This is a genomic window from Candidatus Enterovibrio escicola (assembly GCF_002464935.1).
GTDB lineage: Bacteria > Pseudomonadota > Gammaproteobacteria > Enterobacterales > Vibrionaceae > Enterovibrio > Enterovibrio escicola.
The window spans coordinates 96,478-121,603 of sequence record NZ_NBYY01000013.1; the positions used below are offsets into that span (position 1 = coordinate 96,478).

The 25,126-nt window shown below is 40.1% G+C and carries 17 protein-coding genes and 5 pseudogenes; 13 read left to right on the plus strand and 9 right to left on the minus strand.

Annotation, left to right across the window (positions count from 1 at the left end):
- The first annotated feature begins 34 nt into the window (after window positions 1-34).
- From nirD to BTN49_RS22100, 4 genes and pseudogenes are all read left to right on the plus strand, one after another.
- Window positions 35-370, plus strand: coding sequence for a nitrite reductase small subunit NirD (nirD, locus tag BTN49_RS05810; RefSeq protein ID WP_097356392.1), 336 nt, complete (start codon window positions 35-37; stop codon window positions 368-370).
- A gap of 85 nt (window positions 371-455) precedes the next feature.
- On the plus strand, window positions 456-1,931 hold the full coding sequence (locus tag BTN49_RS05815; RefSeq protein ID WP_097356393.1) for a NarK family nitrate/nitrite MFS transporter: 1,476 nt from the start codon (window positions 456-458) through the stop codon (window positions 1,929-1,931).
- Between the two features lie 18 nt (window positions 1,932-1,949).
- The gene (locus BTN49_RS05820; RefSeq protein ID WP_097356394.1) at window positions 1,950-3,758 is read left to right on the plus strand and encodes a bifunctional protein-serine/threonine kinase/phosphatase; all 1,809 of its coding nucleotides are present in this window, start codon (window positions 1,950-1,952) and stop codon (window positions 3,756-3,758) included.
- 218 nt (window positions 3,759-3,976) lie between these two features.
- A pseudogene (locus tag BTN49_RS22100) lies at window positions 3,977-4,409 on the plus strand (transposase); the annotation flags it as partial.
- 67 nt (window positions 4,410-4,476) lie between these two features.
- Here the strand turns inward: BTN49_RS22100 and BTN49_RS19040 are convergent.
- Together BTN49_RS19040 and BTN49_RS12930 are read right to left on the minus strand one after the other, a co-directional pair.
- Complete coding sequence (locus BTN49_RS19040) at window positions 4,477-4,602, minus strand: hypothetical protein (RefSeq protein ID WP_263363866.1); 126 nt, start codon at window positions 4,600-4,602, stop codon at window positions 4,477-4,479.
- 274 nt (window positions 4,603-4,876) lie between these two features.
- Window positions 4,877-5,164, minus strand: coding sequence for a helix-turn-helix domain-containing protein (locus tag BTN49_RS12930; RefSeq protein WP_146679170.1), 288 nt, complete (start codon window positions 5,162-5,164; stop codon window positions 4,877-4,879).
- Between the two features lie 946 nt (window positions 5,165-6,110).
- On the opposite strand from BTN49_RS12930, the gene BTN49_RS05830 reads away from it, so the two are divergent.
- The 4 genes and pseudogenes from BTN49_RS05830 to BTN49_RS22105 all read left to right on the plus strand — a co-directional run.
- On the plus strand, window positions 6,111-9,014 hold the full coding sequence (locus BTN49_RS05830; RefSeq protein WP_097356396.1) for a pyridoxal phosphate-dependent class III aminotransferase: 2,904 nt from the start codon (window positions 6,111-6,113) through the stop codon (window positions 9,012-9,014).
- 71 nt (window positions 9,015-9,085) lie between these two features.
- The gene (locus BTN49_RS05835) at window positions 9,086-10,330 is read left to right on the plus strand and encodes a carboxynorspermidine synthase (protein ID WP_097356397.1); all 1,245 of its coding nucleotides are present in this window, start codon (window positions 9,086-9,088) and stop codon (window positions 10,328-10,330) included.
- A gap of 62 nt (window positions 10,331-10,392) precedes the next feature.
- A complete protein-coding gene (nspC, locus tag BTN49_RS05840) occupies window positions 10,393-11,526 on the plus strand; it encodes a carboxynorspermidine decarboxylase (protein WP_097356398.1) in 1,134 nt (377 codons plus the stop codon).
- A gap of 587 nt (window positions 11,527-12,113) precedes the next feature.
- Window positions 12,114-12,768 (plus strand): annotated as a pseudogene (locus BTN49_RS22105) (IS982 family transposase); the annotation flags it as partial.
- A 54-nt stretch (window positions 12,769-12,822) separates the two neighbouring features.
- On the opposite strand, the gene BTN49_RS17585 reads toward BTN49_RS22105, so the two are convergent.
- Both BTN49_RS17585 and BTN49_RS05855 read right to left on the minus strand, forming a co-directional pair.
- The gene (locus BTN49_RS17585; RefSeq protein ID WP_223825302.1) at window positions 12,823-13,131 is read right to left on the minus strand and encodes a hypothetical protein; all 309 of its coding nucleotides are present in this window, start codon (window positions 13,129-13,131) and stop codon (window positions 12,823-12,825) included.
- Window positions 13,132-13,176: 45 nt separating this feature from the next.
- Window positions 13,177-13,911, minus strand: a complete 735-nt coding sequence (locus BTN49_RS05855; protein WP_223823740.1) for a J domain-containing protein — start codon at window positions 13,909-13,911, stop codon at window positions 13,177-13,179.
- A 342-nt stretch (window positions 13,912-14,253) separates the two neighbouring features.
- On the opposite strand from BTN49_RS05855, the gene BTN49_RS20585 reads away from it, so the two are divergent.
- Both BTN49_RS20585 and BTN49_RS05860 read left to right on the plus strand, forming a co-directional pair.
- Window positions 14,254-14,424, plus strand: a complete 171-nt coding sequence (locus BTN49_RS20585) for a helix-turn-helix domain-containing protein (protein WP_146679172.1) — start codon at window positions 14,254-14,256, stop codon at window positions 14,422-14,424.
- A gap of 434 nt (window positions 14,425-14,858) precedes the next feature.
- Window positions 14,859-15,356 (plus strand): annotated as a pseudogene (locus BTN49_RS05860) (IS30 family transposase); the annotation flags it as partial.
- Between the two features lie 20 nt (window positions 15,357-15,376).
- Here the strand turns inward: BTN49_RS05860 and BTN49_RS20590 are convergent.
- A pseudogene (locus tag BTN49_RS20590) lies at window positions 15,377-15,472 on the minus strand (IS5/IS1182 family transposase); the annotation flags it as partial.
- A gap of 90 nt (window positions 15,473-15,562) precedes the next feature.
- Here BTN49_RS20590 and BTN49_RS22110 point away from each other — a divergent pair.
- A pseudogene (locus tag BTN49_RS22110) lies at window positions 15,563-16,305 on the plus strand (IS982 family transposase); the annotation flags it as partial.
- A gap of 318 nt (window positions 16,306-16,623) precedes the next feature.
- Entirely contained in the window at window positions 16,624-18,276 is a 1,653-nt protein-coding gene (panP, locus tag BTN49_RS05880) for a pyridoxal-dependent aspartate 1-decarboxylase PanP (RefSeq protein WP_097356405.1), read from the plus strand.
- 616 nt (window positions 18,277-18,892) lie between these two features.
- Here the strand turns inward: panP and pheT are convergent.
- The 3 genes from pheT to BTN49_RS20595 all read right to left on the minus strand — a co-directional run bounded on the left by pheT (window position 18,893) and on the right by BTN49_RS20595 (window position 23,007).
- Window positions 18,893-21,280, minus strand: a complete 2,388-nt coding sequence (gene pheT / locus BTN49_RS05885; RefSeq protein ID WP_097356406.1) for a phenylalanine--tRNA ligase subunit beta — start codon at window positions 21,278-21,280, stop codon at window positions 18,893-18,895.
- Between the two features lie 19 nt (window positions 21,281-21,299).
- A complete protein-coding gene (gene pheS, locus BTN49_RS05890) occupies window positions 21,300-22,283 on the minus strand; it encodes a phenylalanine--tRNA ligase subunit alpha (protein WP_097356407.1) in 984 nt (327 codons plus the stop codon).
- Window positions 22,284-22,632: 349 nt separating this feature from the next.
- Window positions 22,633-23,007, minus strand: a complete 375-nt coding sequence (locus BTN49_RS20595) for a hypothetical protein (RefSeq protein WP_146679178.1) — start codon at window positions 23,005-23,007, stop codon at window positions 22,633-22,635.
- 148 nt (window positions 23,008-23,155) lie between these two features.
- Here BTN49_RS20595 and BTN49_RS12945 point away from each other — a divergent pair, with 148 nt between their 5' ends.
- On the plus strand, window positions 23,156-23,353 hold the full coding sequence (locus BTN49_RS12945; protein WP_146679181.1) for a hypothetical protein: 198 nt from the start codon (window positions 23,156-23,158) through the stop codon (window positions 23,351-23,353).
- A 398-nt stretch (window positions 23,354-23,751) separates the two neighbouring features.
- On the opposite strand, the gene icd is transcribed toward BTN49_RS12945, so the two are convergent.
- Window positions 23,752-25,002: an NADP-dependent isocitrate dehydrogenase gene (gene icd / locus BTN49_RS05900; RefSeq protein ID WP_097356409.1), complete on the minus strand. Its 1,251-nt coding sequence runs from the start codon at window positions 25,000-25,002 to the stop codon at window positions 23,752-23,754.
- Window positions 25,003-25,126: the final 124 nt, after the last annotated feature.

Genomic DNA, 25,126 nt, shown 5'->3' on the forward strand with positions numbered 1-25,126 from the left:
TAATGTTGTTACAATTGAAGGATAAGGAAAATGCATGATCCAATGGCAAACTATTTGCAGTAAGAGTGATTTGGTTAAAAACACTGGTATCTGTGCTTTGTTTAATGAAAAGCAGGTAGCAATTTTTCTCTGCGGACATTCAGACAGACTTTTCGCTATCGATAATTATGATCCCATTGGTAAGGCACATGTTTTGTCGCGCGGAATTTTGGGATCTGTGGGGGATAAAACAGTGATTGCTTCGCCGCTCTACAAGCAACACTTTTGCTTGGAAAGTGGGGTATGCATTGAGGATGTGTCCATTACAGTTGGGACTTATCATGTGAGATGTTACGAAGGAAGCATTCAACTCGGATTGTCTAACGTGTAAAAGGATTCAGGACTACATTCCTTATAGGCGCTTAAACGCATATTCTGCCGTCGCGCAGGGGATTACTCATTGAATAGGACGTTACATGGCGGGACATAAAGAATTTAAGTTATTTTCATTTTCAGGGAAAATGAAAATACTTCATTTAAGTTGGTTTGCCTTTTTTATTACATTTCTGATCTGGTTTAATTTTGCGCCATTGCTTCAACATGTTAAAGAATCATTAGGATTAACAACGGCAGAAATTAAAACCCTGTTGATTCTGAACGTCGCATTTACAATTCCTGCAAGAGTTGTTGTGGGTATGTTGACAGATAAATATGGTCCTCGCCTTGTTTATTCACTCTTATTGGCTATCTGCACCATTCCATGTTTTGTTTTTGCTTTTTCAGCTAACTTCGTTCAGGCTGCCATTGCTCGTTTTGCGTTAGGGATGATTGGTGCTGGTTTTGTTATCGGTATCCGACTTGTCTCTGAATGGTTCCCCCACAATGAGTTGGGTATTGCGGAAGGCATTTATGGTGGCTGGGGTAATTTTGGTTCTGCTGTCGCGGCATTCGCCCTTCCGACCGTTGCGGTCATGTTTGGTCGTGAAGACGGGTGGCGCTATGCCATGGCGATCACTGGTGTGATGAGTTTACTATTTTCTATTGTGTTTTATCGTAGTGTGACAGATACCCCAAAGGGTGCAACCTATTACAAGCCAAAAAATGCAGGGACGATGGAGGTCACATCCACAGGTGATTTTTATCTGCTATTAATAATGAAAGTACCAATATACGTATCCTTAGGATTACTGGCATGGAAACTATCACTATCCAGTGTGGGACTGTTTTCTTCGTTTACCGTTATGACGATATATCTGGTATTGGGACTAATTTATATATTTGATACCTTCCATTTGTGGAAGGTCAATAAGCACATATTTGTTGAGGAAGTACCAGAGATCCACCGATATAAGTTTAAACAGGTGGCGGTATTAAACGTGTTGTATTTCGCCACGTTTGGATCGGAGTTGGCTGTGGTGTCTATGTTGCCACTGTTTTTCGCAGACACGTTCGGACTTACGCCTGTTGTTGCTGGTATAGTGTCTTCGACGTATGCTTTCATGAACTTAATGTCTCGTCCTAGTGGAGGCTGTTTGTCTGATAAATTCGGGAGAAAAGCTACCTTGCTGATCCTCACTGCGGGTCTCGCAGTTGGCTATTTCTTGATGGGATACGTAAACGGAAGTTGGCCAATATGGTTAGCGGTTATTGCAGCGATGGGGTGTTCTTTCTTCGTTCAATCAGGAGAAGGGGCTGTGTTTGCTGCTGTACCCTTGATAAAACGCCGTATGACTGGGCAAATAGCTGGGATGACGGGTGCATACGGTAATGTGGGCGCGGTCGTGTATCTTACTATTTTATCGGTGGTGGATTACAGTACCTTCTTCTTCATTATTGCTGCTACGGCTATGCTTGGATTTCTCACGCTAGTCTTTATGAAAGAACCATCAGGGCAAATAGCAGAAGTGAATGATGATGGGACCATCACCATGATTGATGTAGCTAAAGCATAAATAATTCCTATATTAGGCATGGTACAAAGACCTATACCAACTATGAAGTTAGAGCTAAAAACTGAGACGAATAATGAATATCCTCCCCAGCTTGTGGTTCGTACTGGGGGCTGCTCTGTGACGGGTCGAAAACCACTGAATCAGGATGCGTTTGCGGTAAAAATTCCAACTAATATTGCCGAACTCAAATATAAAGGCGTTATTGCCACGATTGCAGACGGTATTAGTTCAAGTGATAGCAGCCAAAAAGCTAGCGAAACAAGCGTAACGGAATTTATTGACAATTATATGGATACGCCCACCCTATGGTCAGTGAAGATGTCTGTAGGTAAGATACTAAAATCTTTGAATAACTGGTTATTCCATCACGTGCAGCAAGGGAATGCATCTTCTAATACCATGGTTGCTGCTTTTACTGGTGTGGTATTAAAATCCAATACATCTTATATTTTCCATGCAGGAGATTGTCGCGTATACCTTTATCGTGATCAGCAATTGACCAAATTGACACAAGATCATCGCCGCTATACCAGCAAATCACAACACCATCTAACCCGTGCTTTGGGTATAGATAGTCACTTAGAAATCGATTATCAATCGATTCCCATTCAGCAAGGTGATCTCTTCCTACTTTCCACAGATGGCATACACGATACGCTCACTGAAAAACAAATGACGGTATCGATCTATCATGCTCTTTCAACTTCGATATGTGATTCAGAAAGCAGTAATTTAGAAGTCACTGCGAAATATTTGGTTGATAGTGCGTTGGATGCAGGCAGTAACGACAATGCAACCTGCTTATTTCTCTCCGTCGATGCGTTGCCACCCGCCTCTTTTGAGGAGTGTTTTAGGGATAGGTCGGAGCAAGTCACTCCTCCCGTGTTTACTAATGGTCAACGAATCGATCACTACCACATTATCCGTGTGATACATAGTGGGAGTAGGAGTCATATATATTTAGCACAAAGTGAATTAGACGGCAAACGTTACGTGCTTAAAATGCCCTCTCAGAATTTCTCTGACGATGTAGTTTATCTCTCAGGATTTATTCGTGAGGGTTGTGTTGGTGAACAGGTTCGCCAACGAGGTGTTATGAGAATATATCCACATTCAGTGCGTTCTCCGTTCCTTTACCACATTTGTGATTATGTTGATGGTGTGACATTTCGTCAATGGATGCTTGATCACCCTACACCTTCATTGTCAGAAGTCAGAGTGCTTGGAAAAGGTGCTATTAAAGCGATGAGAGTGTTACAAAGGATGGCAGTAGTACATAGAGATATTAAACCTGATAACTTCATGGTTGATGGGGATATGAATGTCACGCTGATTGATTATGGAACTGTTCAGTCAGAGGGTTTAAAGGAGATTTTTGGTCATGTTAAAGAAAATTATCCTGTAGGGGATCTTAACTACGCTGCGCCTGAATATCTCAGAAGTAATCAGGCGACTTTGGTTTCAGATGTGTTCTCATTGGGTGTTACGATCTATGAATTATTGAGCAATCATTTACCATATAAGCCAGTAAACGCATCTAACTCGATAACGGATAACCCAAAGAACTACACTCCAGTTACCGTGTTTCGGACTGATATTCCTGATTGGTTTGATGCGTCGCTGAAAAAAGCCTGTCATCCTATTTCTACAGTTCGTTATCAGGTGTTATCTGAATTTGAGAACGATTTAATGAATCAAAATCAAGAACTCACACAACCGAGAGACACTATTTCACTTATGGAAAAGAACCCACTCTGGTTCTGGAAGGGATTTTCCGCCATTTTGTTCGTGTTTGTATTACTCGAATTAGTGTTATTGGTTTGCTGATCAGCCGGCGACCTTCAATCTAAGAAATTTGGATGTTATCCATTGTGTGGTTGACTCCATGATAATCTGATCGTAGGAATTGCTATTAGTTCAGATACTTGGGAAACAACGCCCCACGTTGTGTAACCCTATCCCTCATGATGTACATGAGGTGGTGTTTCTTTGTTAAGTAGATGAGAAATCGCTTTATCAGACCATTGCTCTGCTCATTTAGCCCTAAATTATACCTGATTATCAATGACCAAGGTGGCATTATCTCGGTCAAAGTTACGACAATTAACGTGGATGATAGAAAGCCTGTATCGGAAATAGTTGACGAGTTTTGTGGGTGTTTATACGGAGATAAAGGTTATATTTCTGGTCCATTGGAGCGGGAACTTGAAGTTAAGTGAGTGACACTGATAACGGGTATGAAAAAAATATGAAACCCAAAGTGATGAAACTTAGGAACCGCCAGATACTCCGAAAATGATTTATTATCAAAACCGTTTTTGATCAACTAAAAAACATATCCTAAATCGAGCATTCTCGGCACCGTAGTTGTATCAGCTTTATGGGCAACTTGCTGGCGCGGGGCTTATCGTGTATTCATTTAAACCAAAGAAGCCGAGCATCAAGATGACTAGATTTGGTAAGCAAGCGCTTATATAGATCTGAGGTTAGCCCTAAATTACTTGACCAATAAGGTTTGGCAAAATAGAAATCAGCGTCTGTGATTTCAGTAACCTCTATGACCGGAGAACTCTGTACTATTGTCTGACGTGAGGGTTTTAAAGTTATGGAAGGTAGAATTTACAATATCAATAAACGCCTCCACCACTATACCCGCCTGCTTATTAGGCATCTTTTTGATGCAGCAGAGTTTATTGGCTTTATCCACTACGGTAAGAAGAAAGGATTTGTGCTAAGTCCAGACAACGGTGTCAATTTAGAAATGATTAGACTTGCTCTTCTCGTCTATAATATCAGGCCGTTTCTCCAATGCCAACACGGTTCTTTATCTTTACTTTATCGCCGTTGCTCATTTTTATTTTGTAGGGTTTGGCATTATGGAAAAGATACTAGTTTAGTGCTCCGTCATTACCTATGTCATGTAATATATACTGGTAAATACAGTTTTAACTGAGCATCCCATCGTGCTTCAGATCCAGTTCGCCGCTAATCGCATCAGGTGACGTATATGTGTTAAAATACTCATTAATGAACTTATTTTTTCTCTTAAATATGGCAAAAAGCCAGCCAGTTCGTAGCATTGAAGCGGGTTTATTTAGCCTGTTTTGATGAGAAATTATATCAATATACGTCGTAAAATTGTTTGGAAGATGGCGCTTTATTTCGCGACTGATAGTTGAGTGAACACAGCCAAGTGTTAGGGAAATCTGGCTAAATGAATTACCCTTAGCCAATCATTGCTTAATATAAAATGGGTTATTGTCATTTAACTATTTATAGGCCATGCACATCTCCAAATAGAAAGAGAATGCGTAAAGTGTATTTTAGTCTAATTGCACTATAAACCCATCCAATCAAAATTGGATGGGTTAAAACCAGAAGTATCATGATTTCATCGGTTGTCAAATCTGGAAGATTTGTCACCATCTTGAATAATAAATTATTTTATTGATGATGTGTATCATTTATTATTTGATCCTGTATTCAATAAGTAGCCTTTCGTGCAGAAATCATTTTTCTTTCATGTTGATAAGCACTGTCAAAAAGCATGGTATCTGTAATGTTGTGAACAAACACTGCCATGTTACCCTCCAGACTGATGTGCCTGATAACTTATTAGATACCTGACCTATTATTTTAGGTTAAGAAAACACTTGTGTTCTAAAAACATGCCGTGTTACCTTTCGCACAATCTCGAATATCAGGTTTTTCGAAGACATACACCGTAGTCGTGCTCTGAAGCATGTCGTCGTTCCGTAGGTACTGGAGAATCGTTACTCCAGCAGAAGGGCATTGATAGAGCTGTCCGACCTGAAGAAGGTTAGGGGCATATTGAGGAACCCAACAGTGACTAAATCATATACTCACTTCGCATTTATTCTACACAACTCTTGTATCATCACTGAGCCTTGAATATTACGTTCTTCTGAGTGATTCCTGCATATCCGTTGGTTGCACATGGCTTAAAGCATGTGAACTTGACGTGAGTATTCCCGTCGCTCTAATTCATACATATAAAGCCCGTATGCGCTGTAAATATTCACAATAATTTGGCGTGTACTCAAGAATTCCAAGAATTTAATCCATATCAAACTAGGTGGCTTAAGGCGACTGCCACTTGTTGCAAGTGGCCTATGTGGTTGTTTGGTTTCGTGGAAAGACAAAGGATGAACAAAAATAATGATCAATCTAACCGTTGATATTCAGGGTATTAACTTAAAAAGCCCAATACCCGTCATGCGAGGCCTTTACGATCTGACACCAGATGAATTGCTACTTAGCCAAGAGTATTATGAATCTGAGGTTCGTTCTTACCCTAGGCGTTTACCGCTCGCAATTGCGAAAGCGTCCGGTGTCTTGGTGGAAGATACTCGAGGGCAGGTCTACTTAGATTGCCTAGCAGGAGCCGGAACGATTGCTTTGGGATATAACCACCCGGAAATCAATCAGGCTCTGATAGAGCAGCTGAATTCTGGTATTCCCTACCAAACGTTAGATATCACCACCCCAGCTAAAGATCACTTTATCCGTGAGTTGATGGCATTTTTACCACATACTTTTTCGGAAAATGCCAAGGTGCAGTTCTGTGGCCCTTCAGGAGCTGATGCTGTGGAAGCGGCAATTAAGCTGGCAAAACAAACCACGTCCCGTAACACCATCGCTGCATTTCATGGTGCCTATCATGGTATGACCAATGGTACGATGGCGATGATGGGTAACCTTGGTACCAAATCCAGACGTCAAGGTTTAATGGCCGATGTTCATTTTCTACCTTTCCCTTACGATTTACGATGTCCGTTTGGTCTACATGGTGAGCAAGGTGCGCGACAGGGATTACGGTATATTGAACGTATGTTGGCTGATGACGAATGTGGCATTCAGACACCAGCAGCAATTATAGTTGAACCCATACAAGGTGAAGGAGGTGTGATTCCAGCGCCTGTATTTTGGCTTAAGGAACTACGCCGTATCACTGAAGAATATGGCATCTTATTGATTTTTGATGAGATCCAGTGCGGTATTGGTAAAACTGGTGCTCATTTCGCGTTCGAAGAATCTGGTGTGACGCCTGATATTTTATGTCTTTCGAAAGCAATTGGCGGCGGTCTTCCAATGTCACTTCTCGTATTTAATAAAAGAATTGATACGTGGAGACCAGGTGAACATACTGGGACGTTCCGCGGTAATCAATTAGCGATGGTATCCGGTGCAAAAACAATGGAAATTATACGGCGAGATAATCTTGCTCAACAAGTAAAGATTACAGGTGAATACTTTCGACACGGACTGGAGAAAATTGCCACTAAGACACGCTGTATAGCGGAAGTTCGTGGCAAAGGCTTGATGCTTGGCGTCGAGATTTGTGATCCAGAAGGAAGTAAAAATAAGTTTTTCGAACCCTTGTCGGCACCTGAACTGACTCTCTCTATTCAGCGTGCAGCACTGGAGCGTGGACTGATTATTGAAAAAGGTGGGAGAGAAGGTTCTGTGTTGCGTTTTCTTCCACCGCTGACTATTAGTTTTGAACAAATCGACTTTGCACTTAAGGCATTGCAAAATGCGATTGACTCTCTGGTAAAACCGAAACAATTTTCTCAGTCTCCGGATACGCTTCAGCAAAACTGGCGTGATCATTTCATCCATACTGGAAATAGCGGTGCCGATAGCTTTGAGATCGCTATGAACCAAAGCACACAAGCGTTGAAAAAAATATTTGAGCATACAGATACACCGTATAGCGGTATCGATCCAACGGTACTTGCGGCTCAGATACGCCATGCAAACCTTGGTAAATCACCACAACCACTTAGTAATGTTATTGAAGAAACCCAAAAACTGATTGGGGAAAACTCGATCATTGTTCAGCATCCTCATTGTATAGCGCACCTTCATACACCACCTTTGCTACCTGCCGTCGCCGCTGAATCCTTTATTACAGCACTTAATCAATCGATGGATTCTTGGGATCAAGCTAGTGCAGGAACCTTTGTTGAACAGGAGGTAACCGACTGGTTATGTCGCAGCTTTGGTTTCAGTGATACTGCGGATGGTGTTTTCACTAGTGGAGGAACACAAAGTAATTTAATGGGATTGTTGATAGCTCGTGACCACGTTGTGAAAGTGCGCTCTGATTGTAATGTACAGAAAGAAGGTTTACCAAATTATGCTAGTAAGCTTCGTGTTATTTGCTCAAATAACACCCACTTTTCCATGAAAAAATCAGCGGCGTTGCTGGGATTAGGTGAGAATGCGGTGGTGTGTGTGAACACTTATAGTGACGGGAGTATGGATGTTGAATCAGCAGAAGTGATGTTAAAAGCTTTAGAAGCTGATGGACTGATTCCATTTATGATCATAGGAACGGTAGGTACGACTGACCATGGTGCGATTGATAATCTGGATGATGTTGCAAACTTTGCTGAAAAACATGACTTATGGATGCATGTAGATGCTGCGTATGGTGGTGCGTTAATGTTGAGCCGTCACCAAGCCCGATTAGAGGGTATTAAACGTGCAGATTCAGTTACGGTCGATTTTCATAAGATGTTTTTCCAACCGATCAGTTGTGGTGCTGTGATCCTCAAAGATAAAATACACTTTAGTTACATCCGCCATCACTCGGATTACCTCAATCGTGAAGATGATATTTTGCCTAATTTAGTCGATAAATCGATTGCAACAACACGCCGTTTTGATGCACTGAAGCTTTGGATGACACTACAAAATATTGGTTCGAAAACCTTAGGTTCAATGATTGATTATTTGCTAAACCTAACACAATTGGTTGCTGATATGGTTAATAACCGTTTGCAATTTGAACTTCTGGTCGCACCTTGTTTATCAACTGTATTATTTAGGTATGTTGGTGTAGAAAATGGATACGATCTGGATTATCTGAATCGGCAAATTCGTTTAGACGCTTTGGTGAAAGGTCGTGCTGTCGTGGGAGAAACGACAGTGGATGGTAAGGTGGCATTGAAGTTCACATTGCTCAATCCATGTTTGAGGCTAAGTGATTTTGATCAATTGCTGAATGAATTAGAAAGTCTTGCTGACGATGCGGTTAAGCAAATACAAAATTAAATTAAGATTGATATAATTTTCACATTGCGTTTTTTTATAAGAAAAACTTGCAAGACAAGGACATACATAAAATGGCTATTCTACAAATTGGTGCAGGTAGTGTTGGTTGGGTAATTGCTCATAAAGCGGCGCAAAACAACGATGTGCTGGGTGATATTACCATAGCGTCTCGTACTGTTAGGAAGTGTGAGGCCATCATTGCCTCAATTAAAGGACGTAACAACATGAAAGACCCAAGCTTTAAGCTGGAAGCGCTTGAGGTAAATGCAGATGATATTGAGGCTTTGGTTGCACTCATCCATGGTGTCCAGCCCGATTTGGTCTTAAACGCAGGACCTCCTTGGATAAGTGAAGCCATCATGGAAGCTTGCTATCAAACAAAAGTGTCTTACCTTGATACTTCTGTTGCAGTTGATTTGTGTAGTGAACACCAACAAGTGCCAGAAGCGTATGATTCACAGTGGATATTTCGTAGTAAATTTGAAGAAGTTGGTATCACTGGTATTCTTAGTTCTGGCTTCGATCCGGGTGTCGTGAGTGTGTTTGCTGCGTATGCAGTGAAGCATTTGTTTGACGAAATCGATACTATTGACGTGATGGATGTAAATGCAGGTAATCACGGGAAGATGTTTGCGACTAATTTTGACCCTGAAACCAACCTGCTTGAAATCCAAGGCGATTCGTTCTATTGGGAAGGTGAGCAATGGAAACAAGTAGCCTGTCATACTAGGATGATGGAATTCGATTTCCCAGAGGTAGGTATCCACAAGGTGTACTCCATGGCTCATGATGAAGTGCGATCAATGAAGGAATTTATCCCCGCAAAACGTATTGAGTTTTGGATGGGTTTTGATGATTGTTACTTGAACCACTTTAACTTCATGAAGGATATCGGTTTGTTAAGCCAAAAACCTATCACATTGCAAGACGGTACAGTTGTTAAACCGTTGAAAGTACTGAAAGCTTTGTTGCCTGAACCGACCTCATTGGCTTCTTGTTACACGGGAAAAACCTGTATAGGAACTTGGATCCAAGGCATTAAAGAGGGTAAAGCGCGTAGCGTGTTTATTTATAACATTTCAGACCATGAAGTAGCATACAAAGACGTTGAGCATCAAGCTGTTGCCTACACCGCTGGGATTCCTGCTATCACGTCGGCTCTGCTTTATTTTAAAGGAAATTGGAAAGCTGCCGGTTTGTTCAATATGGAACAATTTGACCCAGATCCGTTTTTGGAACTGATGCCTTCTATTGGACTCAATTGGGTTGTTAAAGAGCTTGAACCAAAAACGCTCTTAATCAACATTCTGAAATAACTTTAGTGATCAAACCCGTGTGTATTTGAATTATAAAACACAGGTCATTTATGAGAAATGAAATGAAGTCATTGCAGTTAAAAACGCCTTATTTCCTAATCGATGAAAATAAACTGATTAAAAACCTAGAGATAGCTAAGAAACTGAAAGAGTTATCTGGGGTGAAATTAGTTTTAGCACTCAAATGCTTTTCAACATGGGGTGTATTTGACATTATTAAGCCTTATCTTGATGGCACCACTAGTAGTAGCCCATTTGAAGTAAAATTGGGGCATGAAATGTTCGGTGGTGAGACTCATGCGTACAGTGTTGGATATAGCGAAGATGATGTCCACGAGGTTGTAGATATTTGTGATAAGTTAATATTCAACAGCCAGTCGCAGCTGATAGCATATCATCATTTAGTAGAAGGAAAAGCCTCACTTGGGCTTCGTTTGAATCCGGGTGTGAGCTATGCTAAACAGGATTTAGCTAATCCTGCACGGCAATTCTCTCGCTTAGGTGTTCATGCCGATAATATTGACCCTAAAGTGTTTGCGTTGCTTGATGGAGTGATGATCCATATGAATTGTGAAAACAAAGATGTGGATGTCTTTCTTCGGTTACTTGATACTGTCTCAGATAAGTTTGGAACGTATTTTAACCAGCTCAAATGGGTGAGCTTAGGTGGTGGTGTGTTTTTTACATGGCCGGGTTATGATGTCCAAAAACTTGCGAGGGCACTGAGAGCATTTGGTGCTCGACACACTGTACAGCTTTACCTTGAACCTGGTGAAGCAATCATCACTAACACGACCGATCTAGTAGTTACAGTGGTTGATATTGTTGAAAACGAAATTAAAACAGCTATTCTGGATAGTGCGACAGAAGCTCACCGTTTGGATACCCTGCTTTATAACGAACCGGCTTCGATCGTAGAATCTAGTAATAATGGGGAGTACACTTATGTGATGGGAAGTTGCTCATGCTTAGCGGGTGATCAGTTCTGTGTAGCCAGCTTTGATACACAACTGAACATTGGACAACGTCTTCACATCACTGATAGCGCAGGGTACACTATGGTCAAGTTGAATTGGTTTAATGGTATTCGTATGCCTTCAATTTATTGTCAGCGGGAAAATGGAAATATTCAGTTACTAAATTCATTTCATTATCAGGACTTTAAACGCACATTGTCTCAATGGTCTGTAAGCTAAAAGGATACGTATTTTGCTCGTTAAGAGGAGCTGTTTATCTTTTTTGTATAAAACTTGTTCAATAATACACCGGCAACCACATCAACATATATGTCAATGACAGCATTGCTAACGTAATTTATTTCCAATTTATTAGCTCTAGTTGAAACTAGAGCTATATTGTTTAATTCACTCAACGACGCTCTCTACTAAAGGACGATATTTATAGAAACTGGTTTATACCCCTTTTCTCAATATATCGCCCTTGACTTCGTTTAGCACTGACGGTCTTTCTACCTTTAACCTCTTCATATTTCCTGAATAACGTGCTGTTATAACCTTTAACAACAACTATCATGATGCCTTCGGCAAGGTGGTCTAAAAGACTTTCTACATGAATAATATCGTGCTTTCGTCCCTCCGATAACTTGAAGTTAGATAGGTAATCCGCCAGTATCTACGAAAGATGAATCTTTATCGAATTACCGTCATAGCTTTTTTCTATTGAACCTGAGCTGCGAATAAGAAATGAACTAAATGCCAGAGTCGCGATCTGATCGTTTGAAATAAACTATTGACTGCACAAGTCCTTGTGCATGAATAATTTACCTGAATTAGTTAGTTACACGAAGATGTCCTTGCGCATGCAAGGTGTCCTAGTTCCGCTTAGCTCTTACCTCACTCACCGTCAGGCAAGGCCGACAGGGATTGCCTTTGTTGATTCATCTAAGCTACAGGTTTATCACAACCTACGTATTCTCAGACATCAGGTTTTTAAAGGTACCGCAAAGAGAGGAAAAGAAACGATGAGGGGTTCTACGGTTTCAAATTACACCTCATTATCAATGACCAAGGTGGTATTATCTCAGTCAAAGTGATGACGCTAACGTTGATGATAGAAAGCCTGTATCGGAAATGGTTAACGAGATTTGGGGGTGTTTATATGGAGACAAAGGTTATATCTCTGGTTCATTGGAGCGGGAACTTACAAACAAGGGAGTGACACTGATAACTGGTATGAAAAACAATATGAAACCAAAAGTGATGAAACTTTGAAACCTCCTTATGCTCCGGAAACGATTTATTATTTAAACCGTTTTTGACCAACTAAAAAACATACCCTAAATTGAGCACTCTCGGCACCGAAGTGGGGTGGGCTTTATGGTCAACCTAATTGCTGGATTTATTACTTCTACGTTCCCACCAAGAAAACATAGCCTTAAAAATCTTCGGCTTGAGAAAGTCGCATTTATACAGATTTGAGGTTATTTATTCATTTTGGCATTTGCTTTCTAATATTAATTTACTTGAATAAAATTATTCACTGGTAAAATACTCTTTGTTGATTTGAAGTTTACGGCTTTGCAACCAACTTTCTGGTGATGACCCTTGTCCATAGGGGATCTGGTCTACATGAAAATGCTGATTTTGACGAAGATAGATTAAATTGGCAGCAACACGAAGGGGTTTAAAATGCTTGTTGATGTACAAAGTAAATTTTCCTGCACAAGCGTTGACAATGTATGATCCTTTGTCGCTGCGAATCGAGATATAGGGCTTATTAGAAACTGTATATGACCCAAGTAACCAAATACCTGCCTTGTTTGTTAAACGTAGAAAAGGCAAGGGTTGTTATGCCCTCACTAAATGACTACTATGAGATTTAACATGTTAAGATAAAGGCTTTTCGTCAATGTTTATATTGGATTCAACAGTCTTAAAACGAACGACAGAGGGGGAAGGCTCACTAGGCATTTCACTCAACCAACCTAAAAATAATCTCCAGTTGACCTGTTTTCCCTCTATGGTAATAATACCAATGACTGAAACCGCAGACAACCAGAATTTCCTAGTATACAGTAAAGTACCTGTGCTTTTAGAGTCGGAATTTCGAACGCGTTCCGTTGCTAACACGTCACTTTCAGACAGAACCGACCGAATCTCACCTGTGAGTTTCTTTTCCGCCGGTATCGCACCTATTTGGGACAGTAATTGATCCCTCGCATTCTTCAATAACAAATTTTCTCCTTCTAACTGTGCAACTTTCTTAATGAAATCTGCATTTATCACAAAGTCTTCCTTCGTGTTTAAACTATTCTGTGTCTGATAAAGTTTAACTTTAAGTAATTTATTCAATAAAACCAGTTCATTCCGCTCGTTTTTTACTTGTTGAAGTTTTCTACCAAGGGCTTCACATTTTTTAAATGAAGCCGATGTAGGGAGAATAAGTTGGTGTTCACCTTTACCTATAGAAATTTTCTCATAGGCTTGATGAACGAGCTGCATTAGAACTTTAGACCCTTCTTTGTCTGGATGTACACGGGTAGAAAGGAGCTTATAGCGCTGCTTTATTGTTAAAGATGAATCATTAGATGTTGTGCCCAGTAATTGGTTAAACGTGGTCATGGCAAATTAATCGCCAACTTTCGTAGAAAATATATCAACGTATAATGCAGTTTCACGTATGAGGATGGTCAACATAACCTGTTTATGTTGTATATTTGATAGATTGATATTCATATAAAATACCTATTTTGTACAGGTGATCATTATAGCTACCGTTAATGTTAAATGTTATTTTTCCCCGCATACAAGAATAGTGAAAATCGCCCTACGTAAGGTGAAATGTAAAACCTATTGGAGCGTTAGCGAGACTGAAGTACACTTTCCTCATCTACTTTTACTATGGAAATGTGCATGACTCATAAACAGTTCAATGATAAAAACTGGGTTTATATTGAACAATGATTGGCTGAGGGCTATGCCTTTAGGCATCTTGCCCGAACACTTGGTTGTGCTTACTCCACTATCAGTCGAAAAATAAAACGCCATATCCTAGATAATTCTCACGGCGTGTACTGTCATCATTTTTCATCACAACAGGGCAAAGAAATCTACTTCACCACACGAACGTACTAGCTTTCAGCAATATTTCAGAGAGAACCAAGACGGGTAATTCATGAGCGTTCCAGTACATATACGTCACCTGGGTAATGTCACCAAGCCACGTTTGTAGGTACCGACCAGGTAAATGACCATTGTGTACCACTTCCTGCTTTCCGTTAGCTTGGAGTGATGTAAAATTATCAAGCAATGATTAAATCTCGGCTTCTATAGCTCAAGCCAACAACTGCTGTGCGCTTTGTTTCAGTAGTTCATTAAGCGGGTTTTCTAGTTTATGAAGCTCGGTAACGTTACGATTATTGTTCATGCTGTCTATTCCTTGTAGGTTGTTGATCTGGCGAGATCAATTAACAGGTTATACCGCATTATTTCCTACCCATATACCAGAAATCACTATAGCTCAAATGAAAAATTGGCATCAGTGATAAGGTAAAGATAAAAAACGTGTTGGCATTAAGAAATGCCATGATATCGCTGACGAAAAAACAGAGTTTTTTCATTTTGAAATTGACACTGTCATCGGGACTGGATACACGTTATTTCTGCTTACCGTGGTGGATAAATCCAATAAACTATGTTGGATCAAAAGGATGCCTAATAAGCAGGCGGGTACTGTGGTGGAAACGTTTATTAGAATTGTAAATTCCATCTTCTATGACCTAAAAAGTTTCACGGCAAACAACGATGCAGAGTTTGCCGATTATGAGGAAGTTGCTAAAATTACAGACGATTCCGGCTATTTAGCTAAACTATATTGGTCAAGTAATCGGGGGTTGAATGGGTATATCAATGGTCTGATAAAGAGATTTCTATCCAAAGGAACTAACCTCAACGAAGTTAGTCATGAATATATTCCCAAGATAAAATACATATCCTCAACACACGTGGTAGATCTAATTTTTGGTATCATCCGTATGATTGATGAAATTATGCCTATAACACACTGATCCCAATATTTATTGCAGTCTTAATTTGTTTGCAGGCGAACAGGCATACCGAGTCTTATAACTTTGTTCATCGCTTTTATATTTGCTATGGCTTCACTAACTTGAACATTGTAATTAACCTGAGTTGCGTATAAGAAATGAACTAAATGCCCAAGTCGAGATCTGAACGTTTAAAAAAAACTATCAACTGCATAAGGAGTTGAGCATTGAATAACTTAGACGTTGTTTTCGTCGATGTCGCCAATTTCTACCAGACTTTTATCCCTGCATGGGAAAAACACCTAATTTCTTTCGGTATAAAACAAAGAAACAAGCCTTTTTGCCTCTCAGTTAGCGAAGTGATGACGATAGTGATAGCTTTCCATCAATCGGGGTATCAAGACTCCAAAACCTATTACATCCACTTTGTTTGCCGTTACCTCACCAACAAATTTACTAAATTAGTCAGCTAAACGCGAATGCTCAAGTTCATACAAAGTGTTCTGGTTCCACTTTGCTCTTACTTCACTCACCGTCAGGTAAGGTCGACAGGGATTCCCTTCGTTGATTCGTCCAAGATACAGGTTTGTCACAACCTACGCATTCTCAGACATCAAGTTTTTAAAGGTACCGCGAAGAGATAAGAAGGAATGATGGGGTGGATCTACGGCTTCAAACTACACCTTATTATCAATGACCAAGGTGGTATTATCTCAGTCAAAGTGACGACGGCTAAGGTAGATGATAGAAAGCCTGTATCTGAAAGGGTTGACGATATCTGGGGTGTTTATACGGAGATAAAGGTTATATCTTTGGTCCATTGGAGCGGGAACTTGCAAACAAGGGAGTGACACTGATAACGGGTGTGAAAAACAATATGAAATCCAAAGTGATGAAACTTTGGAACCGCCTAATGCTCCGGAAATGATTTATTATTTAACCCATTTTTGACCAACTAAAAAACATATCCTAAATCGAGCATTCTTGGCACCGTAGTTGTATCGATCGTTTAAGATATAACACCTGTGCATCTCACCTAACGGAGGGCGAAAGAATGGTATCGGTGTCCATCATGCTAGAAACCCTGTTTCTTAACCATTTTCATGTGCATGCAAAATATATATTTTATATGAATAGCAATGTATTGAATACATACTAGAAATTTTGTTATACCACCTCGATATTCTCTATTATCACATTATCTTCATTCTTATTCATGTGATGCTAGGTTGTATCTTCATAAAACATCGTGTAAACCATGCACATTAATATTCAATAAAGTATCCAGATGGCTAAGAAATATAAGCAAGTAAAGGCATCACTAGATAGTCTACATCGTATATTTACCGTACCAGAAGCATCGAATTCCAAACTAAGTTCCATTGAGAAAGCCATTTCTAAAAACCTAAATAGTTTCCTGCAAGATCACGTTCCTTTGATAAATTGTTCACTCACAGACATCGAAAAAGACTTTTGTGATCCGTATATTCCTGAACAAACCACATTTGTTTCTGACCACACCGAATTTTTACTGGAAAAGCTGATTGCACAATCTGTCCACACGTCTTCACCACGTTTCATTGGTCATATGACATCGGCGTTGCCCTATTTCTTAATGCCACTTTCAAAAATCATGATAGCCTTGAATCAAAATACGGTTAAGATCGAAACATCTAAAGCCTTTACTCCTCTTGAACGCCAAGTGCTAGGTATGTTACACAATTTGATATATCAACGTGATGCTAATTTCTATAATAGTTGGATGCACAGCTCTGCACATTCATTAGGTGCTTTTTGTTCAGGTGGAACCATCGCTAATATCACTGCACTTTGGGTAGCAAGAAACAATCAGCTTAAACCTGAGGGTAATTTCAAAGGTGTAGCTGAAGAAGGTATTTCACATGCAATGAGGTATTATGGTTATAAAGATTTAGTTGTTTTGGTTTCTGAACGAGGTCATTATTCACTGAAAAAATCCGCGGATATTCTCGGTATTGGTCAACATTCACTAATCGCTATACCTACCGACGACAACAACCGTATTCACCTAGATAAACTTGAAGCAGTTCTGATTGAGCTCAAAGAAAATAACATCAAACCTTTTGCCCTTGTGGGCGTTGCAGGTACTACTGAAACAGGCAATATTGACCCGCTAGACAAAATGGCAGATATTGCTGAACGTGAATGTATCCACTTTCATGTTGATGCTGCATGGGGTGGCGCAAGTTTGATGTCGAATAAGCAACGTCCAAAATTAAAAGGCATTGAACGTGCTGACTCAGTCACCATTGATGCACATAAACAACTATATGTGCCAATGGGTACGGGTATGGTACTATTTAAAGACCCCTCCTTAGCATCTGCTATCGAACATCATGCCGATTACATTCTTCGAAAAAGTTCAAAAGATCTAGGTTGTCATACCCTAGAAGGTTCGAGAAGCGGCATAACCATGTTATTGTTTTTTAGCCTGAAGATTATTGGACGGCAAGGTTATGAATTGTTGATTGATCAAAGTGTCGATAAAGCCATGTACTTCGCCGAATTAATTAAGCAAAAGGAGGATTTTGAATTAGTAAGCGCCCCTGAACTTTGTTTGCTGACTTATCGCTACTTACCCACTCTAGCTCGTGAAGCGCTAGCGTTAGCAACATCAGAACAGACCGACCAGATCCACGCTTTACTCAATACCTTGACCATCTTCATTCAAAAACGTCAACGAGAAATGGGATATTCTTTTGTGTCACGCACACGGTTGACTCCTTCAAAATGGAACCGACGTCCAACAGATGTGTTCAGAGTTGTCTTAGCCAATCCGCTTACTACGCATGACATATTAAATGACGTGTTGGAAGAACAAAGAGTTATTGCTCAACAAAGCACCACAGCATTACCAACATTGATTATCCTAGTAGATTCTATACTCTCGAAATTCAGATAATAATTAACCTATTGAATACATAACCAGCAGCTTGATCTGGAGATCTCTCTTTTTAGATTTGAATACAGGTCTATCTTACAAACCTATAAATAACTCTGTGTAGTGGTTTCGTGGGAATCGCCAGTGTGCGTAGTACCTCATCGTTCGTCAGGTGAAATGCATAACTTAGCAGAAAGCAGATAGACTGCAGTACACTCTACACTTTTCGCATCCTCTTTTGAGATGGAGATTTGCATTCCTATATACAGTTAAATGATGAAAGTCAGTTTTATATTGAACAACGACTGGTTGAGGGTGATTATTTTAGCCAAATTGCTAAAATATTTAACTGTACTCACTTCACTATCCGCCTGAAAATAAAGTGATATTATTACAGGTAATTTGCACGACGTATACTATCATCGTTTTCATCAAAAAAGGCTAAATAAATTCTCTCAAACGCTATGATCTGGTTGGTTATCAGTAGAATCTTAGAGAGAAATAAGAAGTTCATTCATGAGCGTCTCAGCACACATACGTCACTCGATTTGAAAAGACGCGCTTATACAGATCTGAGATTAATCTAGGGCACTTACCATCAATAGTTAGTTTGCTATTTTATTAAAGTGGTGTTGCACTAGTCGCGGAGATTTGCGTTAAACTTGTGACCTAATAGTGTTACAACATCTGAAACCGCATTAGAAATATCAGCTTCTTCTAAGGTACGCTCCCCTGATTGAAGTAATAAGGCAATGGCTAAGCTTTTTTTGCCTTCTTCTACACTCCTACCTTTAAATAGATCAAACAGTCGTGAACTTCTAATAAGTGCATTATCAGTAGCCAAACACGCGCGAACGACTGTTTCTGCTTCAATTTTATCAGAAACAGTCACGGCAATATCCCGCCGGTTTGAAGGGAACTTAGAGATATCAACAGCTTCTGGAAGAATACGTTGGTTAATAGCGTCCCACTCTATTTCAAATACGATGGTACGACCGTTCAAACCAAATTTTTTCTCAAGTTTTGGATGTACTGCACCTATGTAACCAACAACTTTCCCGTAAATTTCAATCTCGGCACTTTGCCCTGTGTGTAGTGCTGGATGTTTAGCAGCCTTGAAATTATATGCCAACTCATTAGCAGTTAGCTTTAAAATAGATTCTAGATCACCTTTTAAATCAAAAAAATCAACCAAGTTAGTTGCAATATCCCAATGTTCCTCGGAACGTAACCCAGTAATTACACCTGCCAACATCATATCTTGACGTACGCCGGTCTCTGCAGATTCATCAGGGATGAAACACAAACCTGCTTCAAACAGACGTATGCGTGGTTGTTGACGCTTTTGATTATAAACAACTGTGTTCAACAAACCTGTCCAGAGACTTAAACGCATAGCGGACATATCAACGGAGATTGGATATGGCAGTATAAGTGCATCAACATCAGGTACGATAAGTTTTTGTTGTGCTGGATTAACAAAGCTATATGTGATAACTTCGTAGTAACCTCGGTCGACTAGTAGATCACGAATGCGCTTAAGAGGCTGATTTACTTCTTTATGTTCGTTCATAATGAGGTGCGTGATTGGTACTTGGTTTGGAATATTTTCATAACCGAAAATACGACCTACTTCCTCCACCAAGTCTTCCTCAAGAGATATATCAAAACGCCATGAAGGAATTTTGGTACTCCAACCTGTAGTTGTTTTTCCTACATCACAGCCCAGCCTCGTCAAAATTTCTACAACTTCATCAGAGGCAATGTGATGTCCAAGCAGATTATCCAATTTAGTTCGACGAAGAAGAATTGTTTGTACCTTTGGTAGATACTCTTTCGACTCTTGAGCAACAATATCACCCGCTTCACCACCACAGCTCGCAATCAGAAGTTGTGTTGCACGTTCCATGGCGTGGTACTGAAGACTTGTATCAACACCACGTTCGAAACGGTGTGACGAATCAGTGTACAAACCATAGCTACGTGCTCGGCCACGAATTGAATCTGGAGTAAAGAAAGCAGCTTCCAGAAAAATATCTTTGGTCTCAGTTTTTACACTTGAAAAGTCACCACCAAGGATACCCGCAATTGCCAGCGCTTTATTGTGGTCAGCAATAACTAGCGTATCGTCGTTCAGTTCTACTTCGTTGTTGCCAAGAAGAACTAATTTCTCACCTGGCTTCGCCATACGTGCCACAATACCCCCCTCAATTTTAGAGAGATCGAATGCATGCATCGGTTGACCTTGCTCTATCATCACGTAGTTTGTGATATCAACGATTGGGTCAATAGAGCGAATACGGCTACGCCTCAATTTTTCTTGCATCCACAATGGAGAAGTAACTTTTACGTTGACATTACGAACAACACGTCCCAAGTAACGAAGACAAACTCTGGGTGCTTCGATAGCAATGGAGACTTTATCGTCGATAACTGGTGATATTTTATTAAATTTAGGATCGGTTACTTCAGCGTGGTTTAGTACACCAACTTCTCGAGCTAACCCTCTGATGCTTAAACAGTCTGCACGGTTTGCAGTCAGTTCAACATTTATACTTACATCGTTTAGATTGAGGAGTTTTCGTACATCAGTTCCAATTACTGCATCTTTTGGGAGTTCCATTATGCCGTTCGGTTCAATGTCAATACCCAGTTCAGAGAAAGAACACAGTATACCGTTTGAGAGTTGACCACATAGTGTTTCTTTTTTGATTTTAGAATCGCCAAGTAAAACAGCACCAACAGGGGCTACAGCTACTTTCAAACCCAGACGGCAGTTTAATGCCCCACAAACGATGTCTAGCAGCTCTTCGCCAGCCACGTTTACTTTAGTTACACGCAGTTTTTCATTGTCGGGGTGTTGACAGCATTCAATTACTTCACCAACAACAACACCAGTAAATTTACCTGCAACAGCTTCAATATCGTCTACTTCCAGACCTGCCATAGTCATTTGCTGAGCAAGTTCTTCCCTATTTACAGCAGGTTTAATCCATTCTCGAAGCCAAGACTCACTGAATCTCATTTTTTAATTACTCCAATACTTACCTGAATTGTTTCAGGAAGCGTAGATCGTTTTCAAAGAACGCACGCAAGTCATGCACGCCATAACGCAGCATGGTCAAACGTTCCACACCCATGCCAAAGGCAAACCCTGAGTATTTTTCAGGGTCGATGTTGACTGCGTGAAGTACCTGCGGATGCACCATACCGCAACCCAAAACTTCCAGCCATTTATCATTCTTGCCCTTTACGTCTACTTCTGCAGAAGGCTCAGTGAATGGGAAGTAAGAGGGACGAAAACGTACTTCCAGATCCTCCTCAAAGAAGTTGCACAGAAAATCATGGAGGATGCCTTTTAATTGAGAGAAGTTTACGTTTTGATCAACCAACAATCCCTCTACCTGATGAAACATTGGAGTGTGTGTTTGGTCGTAGTCGTTACGATAAACACGACCAGGTGCGATGAAACGCATCTGTGGTTGGTTGTTCTCCATGGTGCGAATTTGAACACCAGAGGTATGCGTACGTAGCATAAGATCATGATTAAAAAAGAAAGTATCATGGTCAGTACGTGTTGGGTGATCTTTTGTAATGTTCAGTGCATCGAAGTTGTGAAAAGAATCTTCAATTTCCGGACCCGTTTTAACCGAAAAACCCAATTCCCCAAAGAAACCTTCAATGCGTTCGATAGTACGTGTTAGTGGGTGAATACCACCCTCCTCAATGCGCCGTCCTGGCAGGGTCACGTCAATGGCTTCACCGGAAAGCTTCAATTCAAGCTCCGAATGCTCAAGCGTGTTTTTACGCTCAGAAATGGCTTGCTTAATAGTTTGTTTGACTTTATTAATTCTCGTACCAGTTTCATGGCGCAGGCCAAGTGGTAATTTACCTAATGCTTGAAGTTGCGCTGTCAGTTCAGATTTTTTACCTAGGTGTTGTACACGTACCTCATCTAAGACCACAACAGAGTTAGCAGCGTTAATGGCCGATATTGCGTTGAACAGAATGTCCTCTACGCGTTGCATGGCTTCCTTTATCCACCCTTCTGGGTAGTGTCCTACGAGAATAAAAAAGATAGACAAATTTTAGTTTAAGTGCCCTTCATTAGGTGTTGTTGATCTTTGCTTTAGAAAACTCGTTCAACAATATAACTTTAGTCATATTAACATAAATACCAGTGATATTGTGCTGCCGTAATTTCTTTCGAGATTATCATATATATTTGAAACTGAATGATATTATTTAATTCACTTCAAGGGATTTTTATACTAAGGGATCAGTTTATACCACTTTTAGCGATATCTCGCTCATAATTTCCGGCGTTGTTGATTAAATCAGGTCTATAACGCACTGATCCCAATATTTGTTACAGTTTTAATTTGTCTGATGGAGCACAAGCATACCGAATCTTATGATATTGTTCATTGTTTTCATATTCGCCAGTGCTTCACCAACTTTAGCAGTGTAATCACGAAGAGTGAGTGTAGGACCGAGCAACTGCTTATAGCGATCCATTGCTGTTTCAGTTAATGAGTGTTTGTGATAAAGACTGTCCTGTTTACACTTCGTCAGTTTGTCGTCTTTCAACGCCTTTACTGCTTTACTTTTAACCTGATCCTTAATTGCAGATCTTGTCATTGTGGCGATAAAAACCGGATGTAGAACTGGGAAACTACAGAAACTGGAATGGCGAGATGTGATGGAAGATTGTTCACACATAACGCTCGGAGACACGAAGAACTGGCACACAAGGCGAGTTCCTCTTCTTAATCGTTCGGCTCTGATATATCATGCGTGAACGAAAAGAAAGAGGTCTTCATATGCCGTTTGAAGGACTCTCCGGAGCCAAAATCACAAACAACTGAAAGAAGATGCGGATGGTTCTAAGCATCAAAAGATGACCCTAAATTTATACCTCACTATAATGCGTTATACATGTGCCACGTGTTTGGTTATGAATGACACCCCAAAATTAAAAATTTTACTCTGGCTTGGTCGCTCAATGACCTGCATGGTTAAATGTTACTCTCATCTGAATGTCAAGCATTTTGCTGATGCTGTGACTTTCCTAGAGGGTTATTTATCGACAGCATAATGTTACATAAATATTAAAATATTAGGCTGTTACACGTTTATACTATCTAGTAGATTTACTTCATGTTATTAAGAATTTCTGAAATATAAAACCACGGTAACGATGACTGTGATGTATTAAACAATTCCATGCCTTAATGGCAGCCTCATTTATCTAAAAAGTGACTGAGCCATTGTTTACTAATGTTTGATTATATTGTTTTCAATTGCTGATCTTGTGCTTGGTCGTTTTCTTCATCACCTCGCGCTTAACTCCATGGTGATCTGATCATAGAAATTGCTATTAATTCAGATAGTTGTAGAAATATGCCGGAAGAACCTCGTATTTGGAAAATTTTTAATGATTTATAAAATAAAAGTCACGACTTTCCCCGTATTTTTTATTTCTGAAGTGCTAATTTACATTTGTTCAATCATATCTTGAGCAAACTCAGAACACTTTCGCAAAGTAGCACCCTCCATTAGACGTTCAAAATCATAAGTTACAGTCTTATTACTGATCGCTTTTTCCATAGAACAAATGATCAGGTCAGCCGCTTCCGACCAATCCATATGACGAAGCATCATCTCTGCGGACAAGATTAGTGAACCAGGGTTTACTTTGTCCTGACCTGCATATTTGGGCGCCGTGCCGTGTGTAGCTTCAAACAATGCAATACCGTCACCAATGTTTGCACCAGGGGCTATACCTATGCCACCAACTTGTGCTGCCAGCGCGTCAGAAATATAATCACCATTCAGATTCAGGGTTGCAATCACATCATATTCTGCTGGGCGCAGCAGAATTTGTTGTAAGAATGCATCCGCAATCGCATCTTTAACAATAATTCTTTTGCCAGTTTTAGGGTTATTGAACACCACCCAAGGACCGCCATCTAACAATTCAGCACCAAATTCTTTTTTTACTACCTCATAACCCCAATCTCTGAAGGCACCTTCGGTGAACTTCATTATGTTACCCTTATGAACTAAAGTAAGAGAATCACGATTGTTATCGATAGTATACTGGACTGCCGCCCGAACCAGACGCTTAGTACCTTCTTCTGATACTGGCTTGATACCAATACCACACTGATGATCGAACCGGATTTTAGTTACACCCATTTCTTCTTTTAGGAACTTGATCACCTTATCAGCTTCTGCCGTGCCTGCTTTAAACTCAATGCCTGCATAGATATCTTCTGAATTTTCACGATAAATAACCATATTAGTCATTTCTGGTCGTTGCAAAGGGGTCGGTACACCATTAAAATAACGAATAGGACGAACACACATATAGAGATCTAATTCTTGACGAAGAGCAACATTCAAAGAGCTGATACCACGACCTACTGGTGTAGTCAGAGGACCTTTAATAGACACTTTGTATTCACGAAGAAAGTCTAGAGTTTCAACAGGTAGCCATTCATCTTCACCGTAAACTCGAGTTGATTTTTCACCAGTATAGACTTCCATCCAAGAAATCTTACGGTTACCACCGTAAGATTTTTCTACTGCAGCATCGACAACTCGGATCATTGCTGGACTAACATCAACACCAATACCATCACCTTCAATGTATGGGATAATTGGATTGTTAGGAACTACCAACTTACCGCCTTCTATCTCAATCTTCTGACCAATTTCTGGTACCACCACTTTATTTTTCATTTAATTCACCTCTGTCTGTTTTTTATTACGTTACCTACCAAACAGAATAATTTTCTGTCGCAAAATGCTTCATTAATATATCAATATTGTGAATCAGGTAATTTTCTCTTTTGTATAACATACC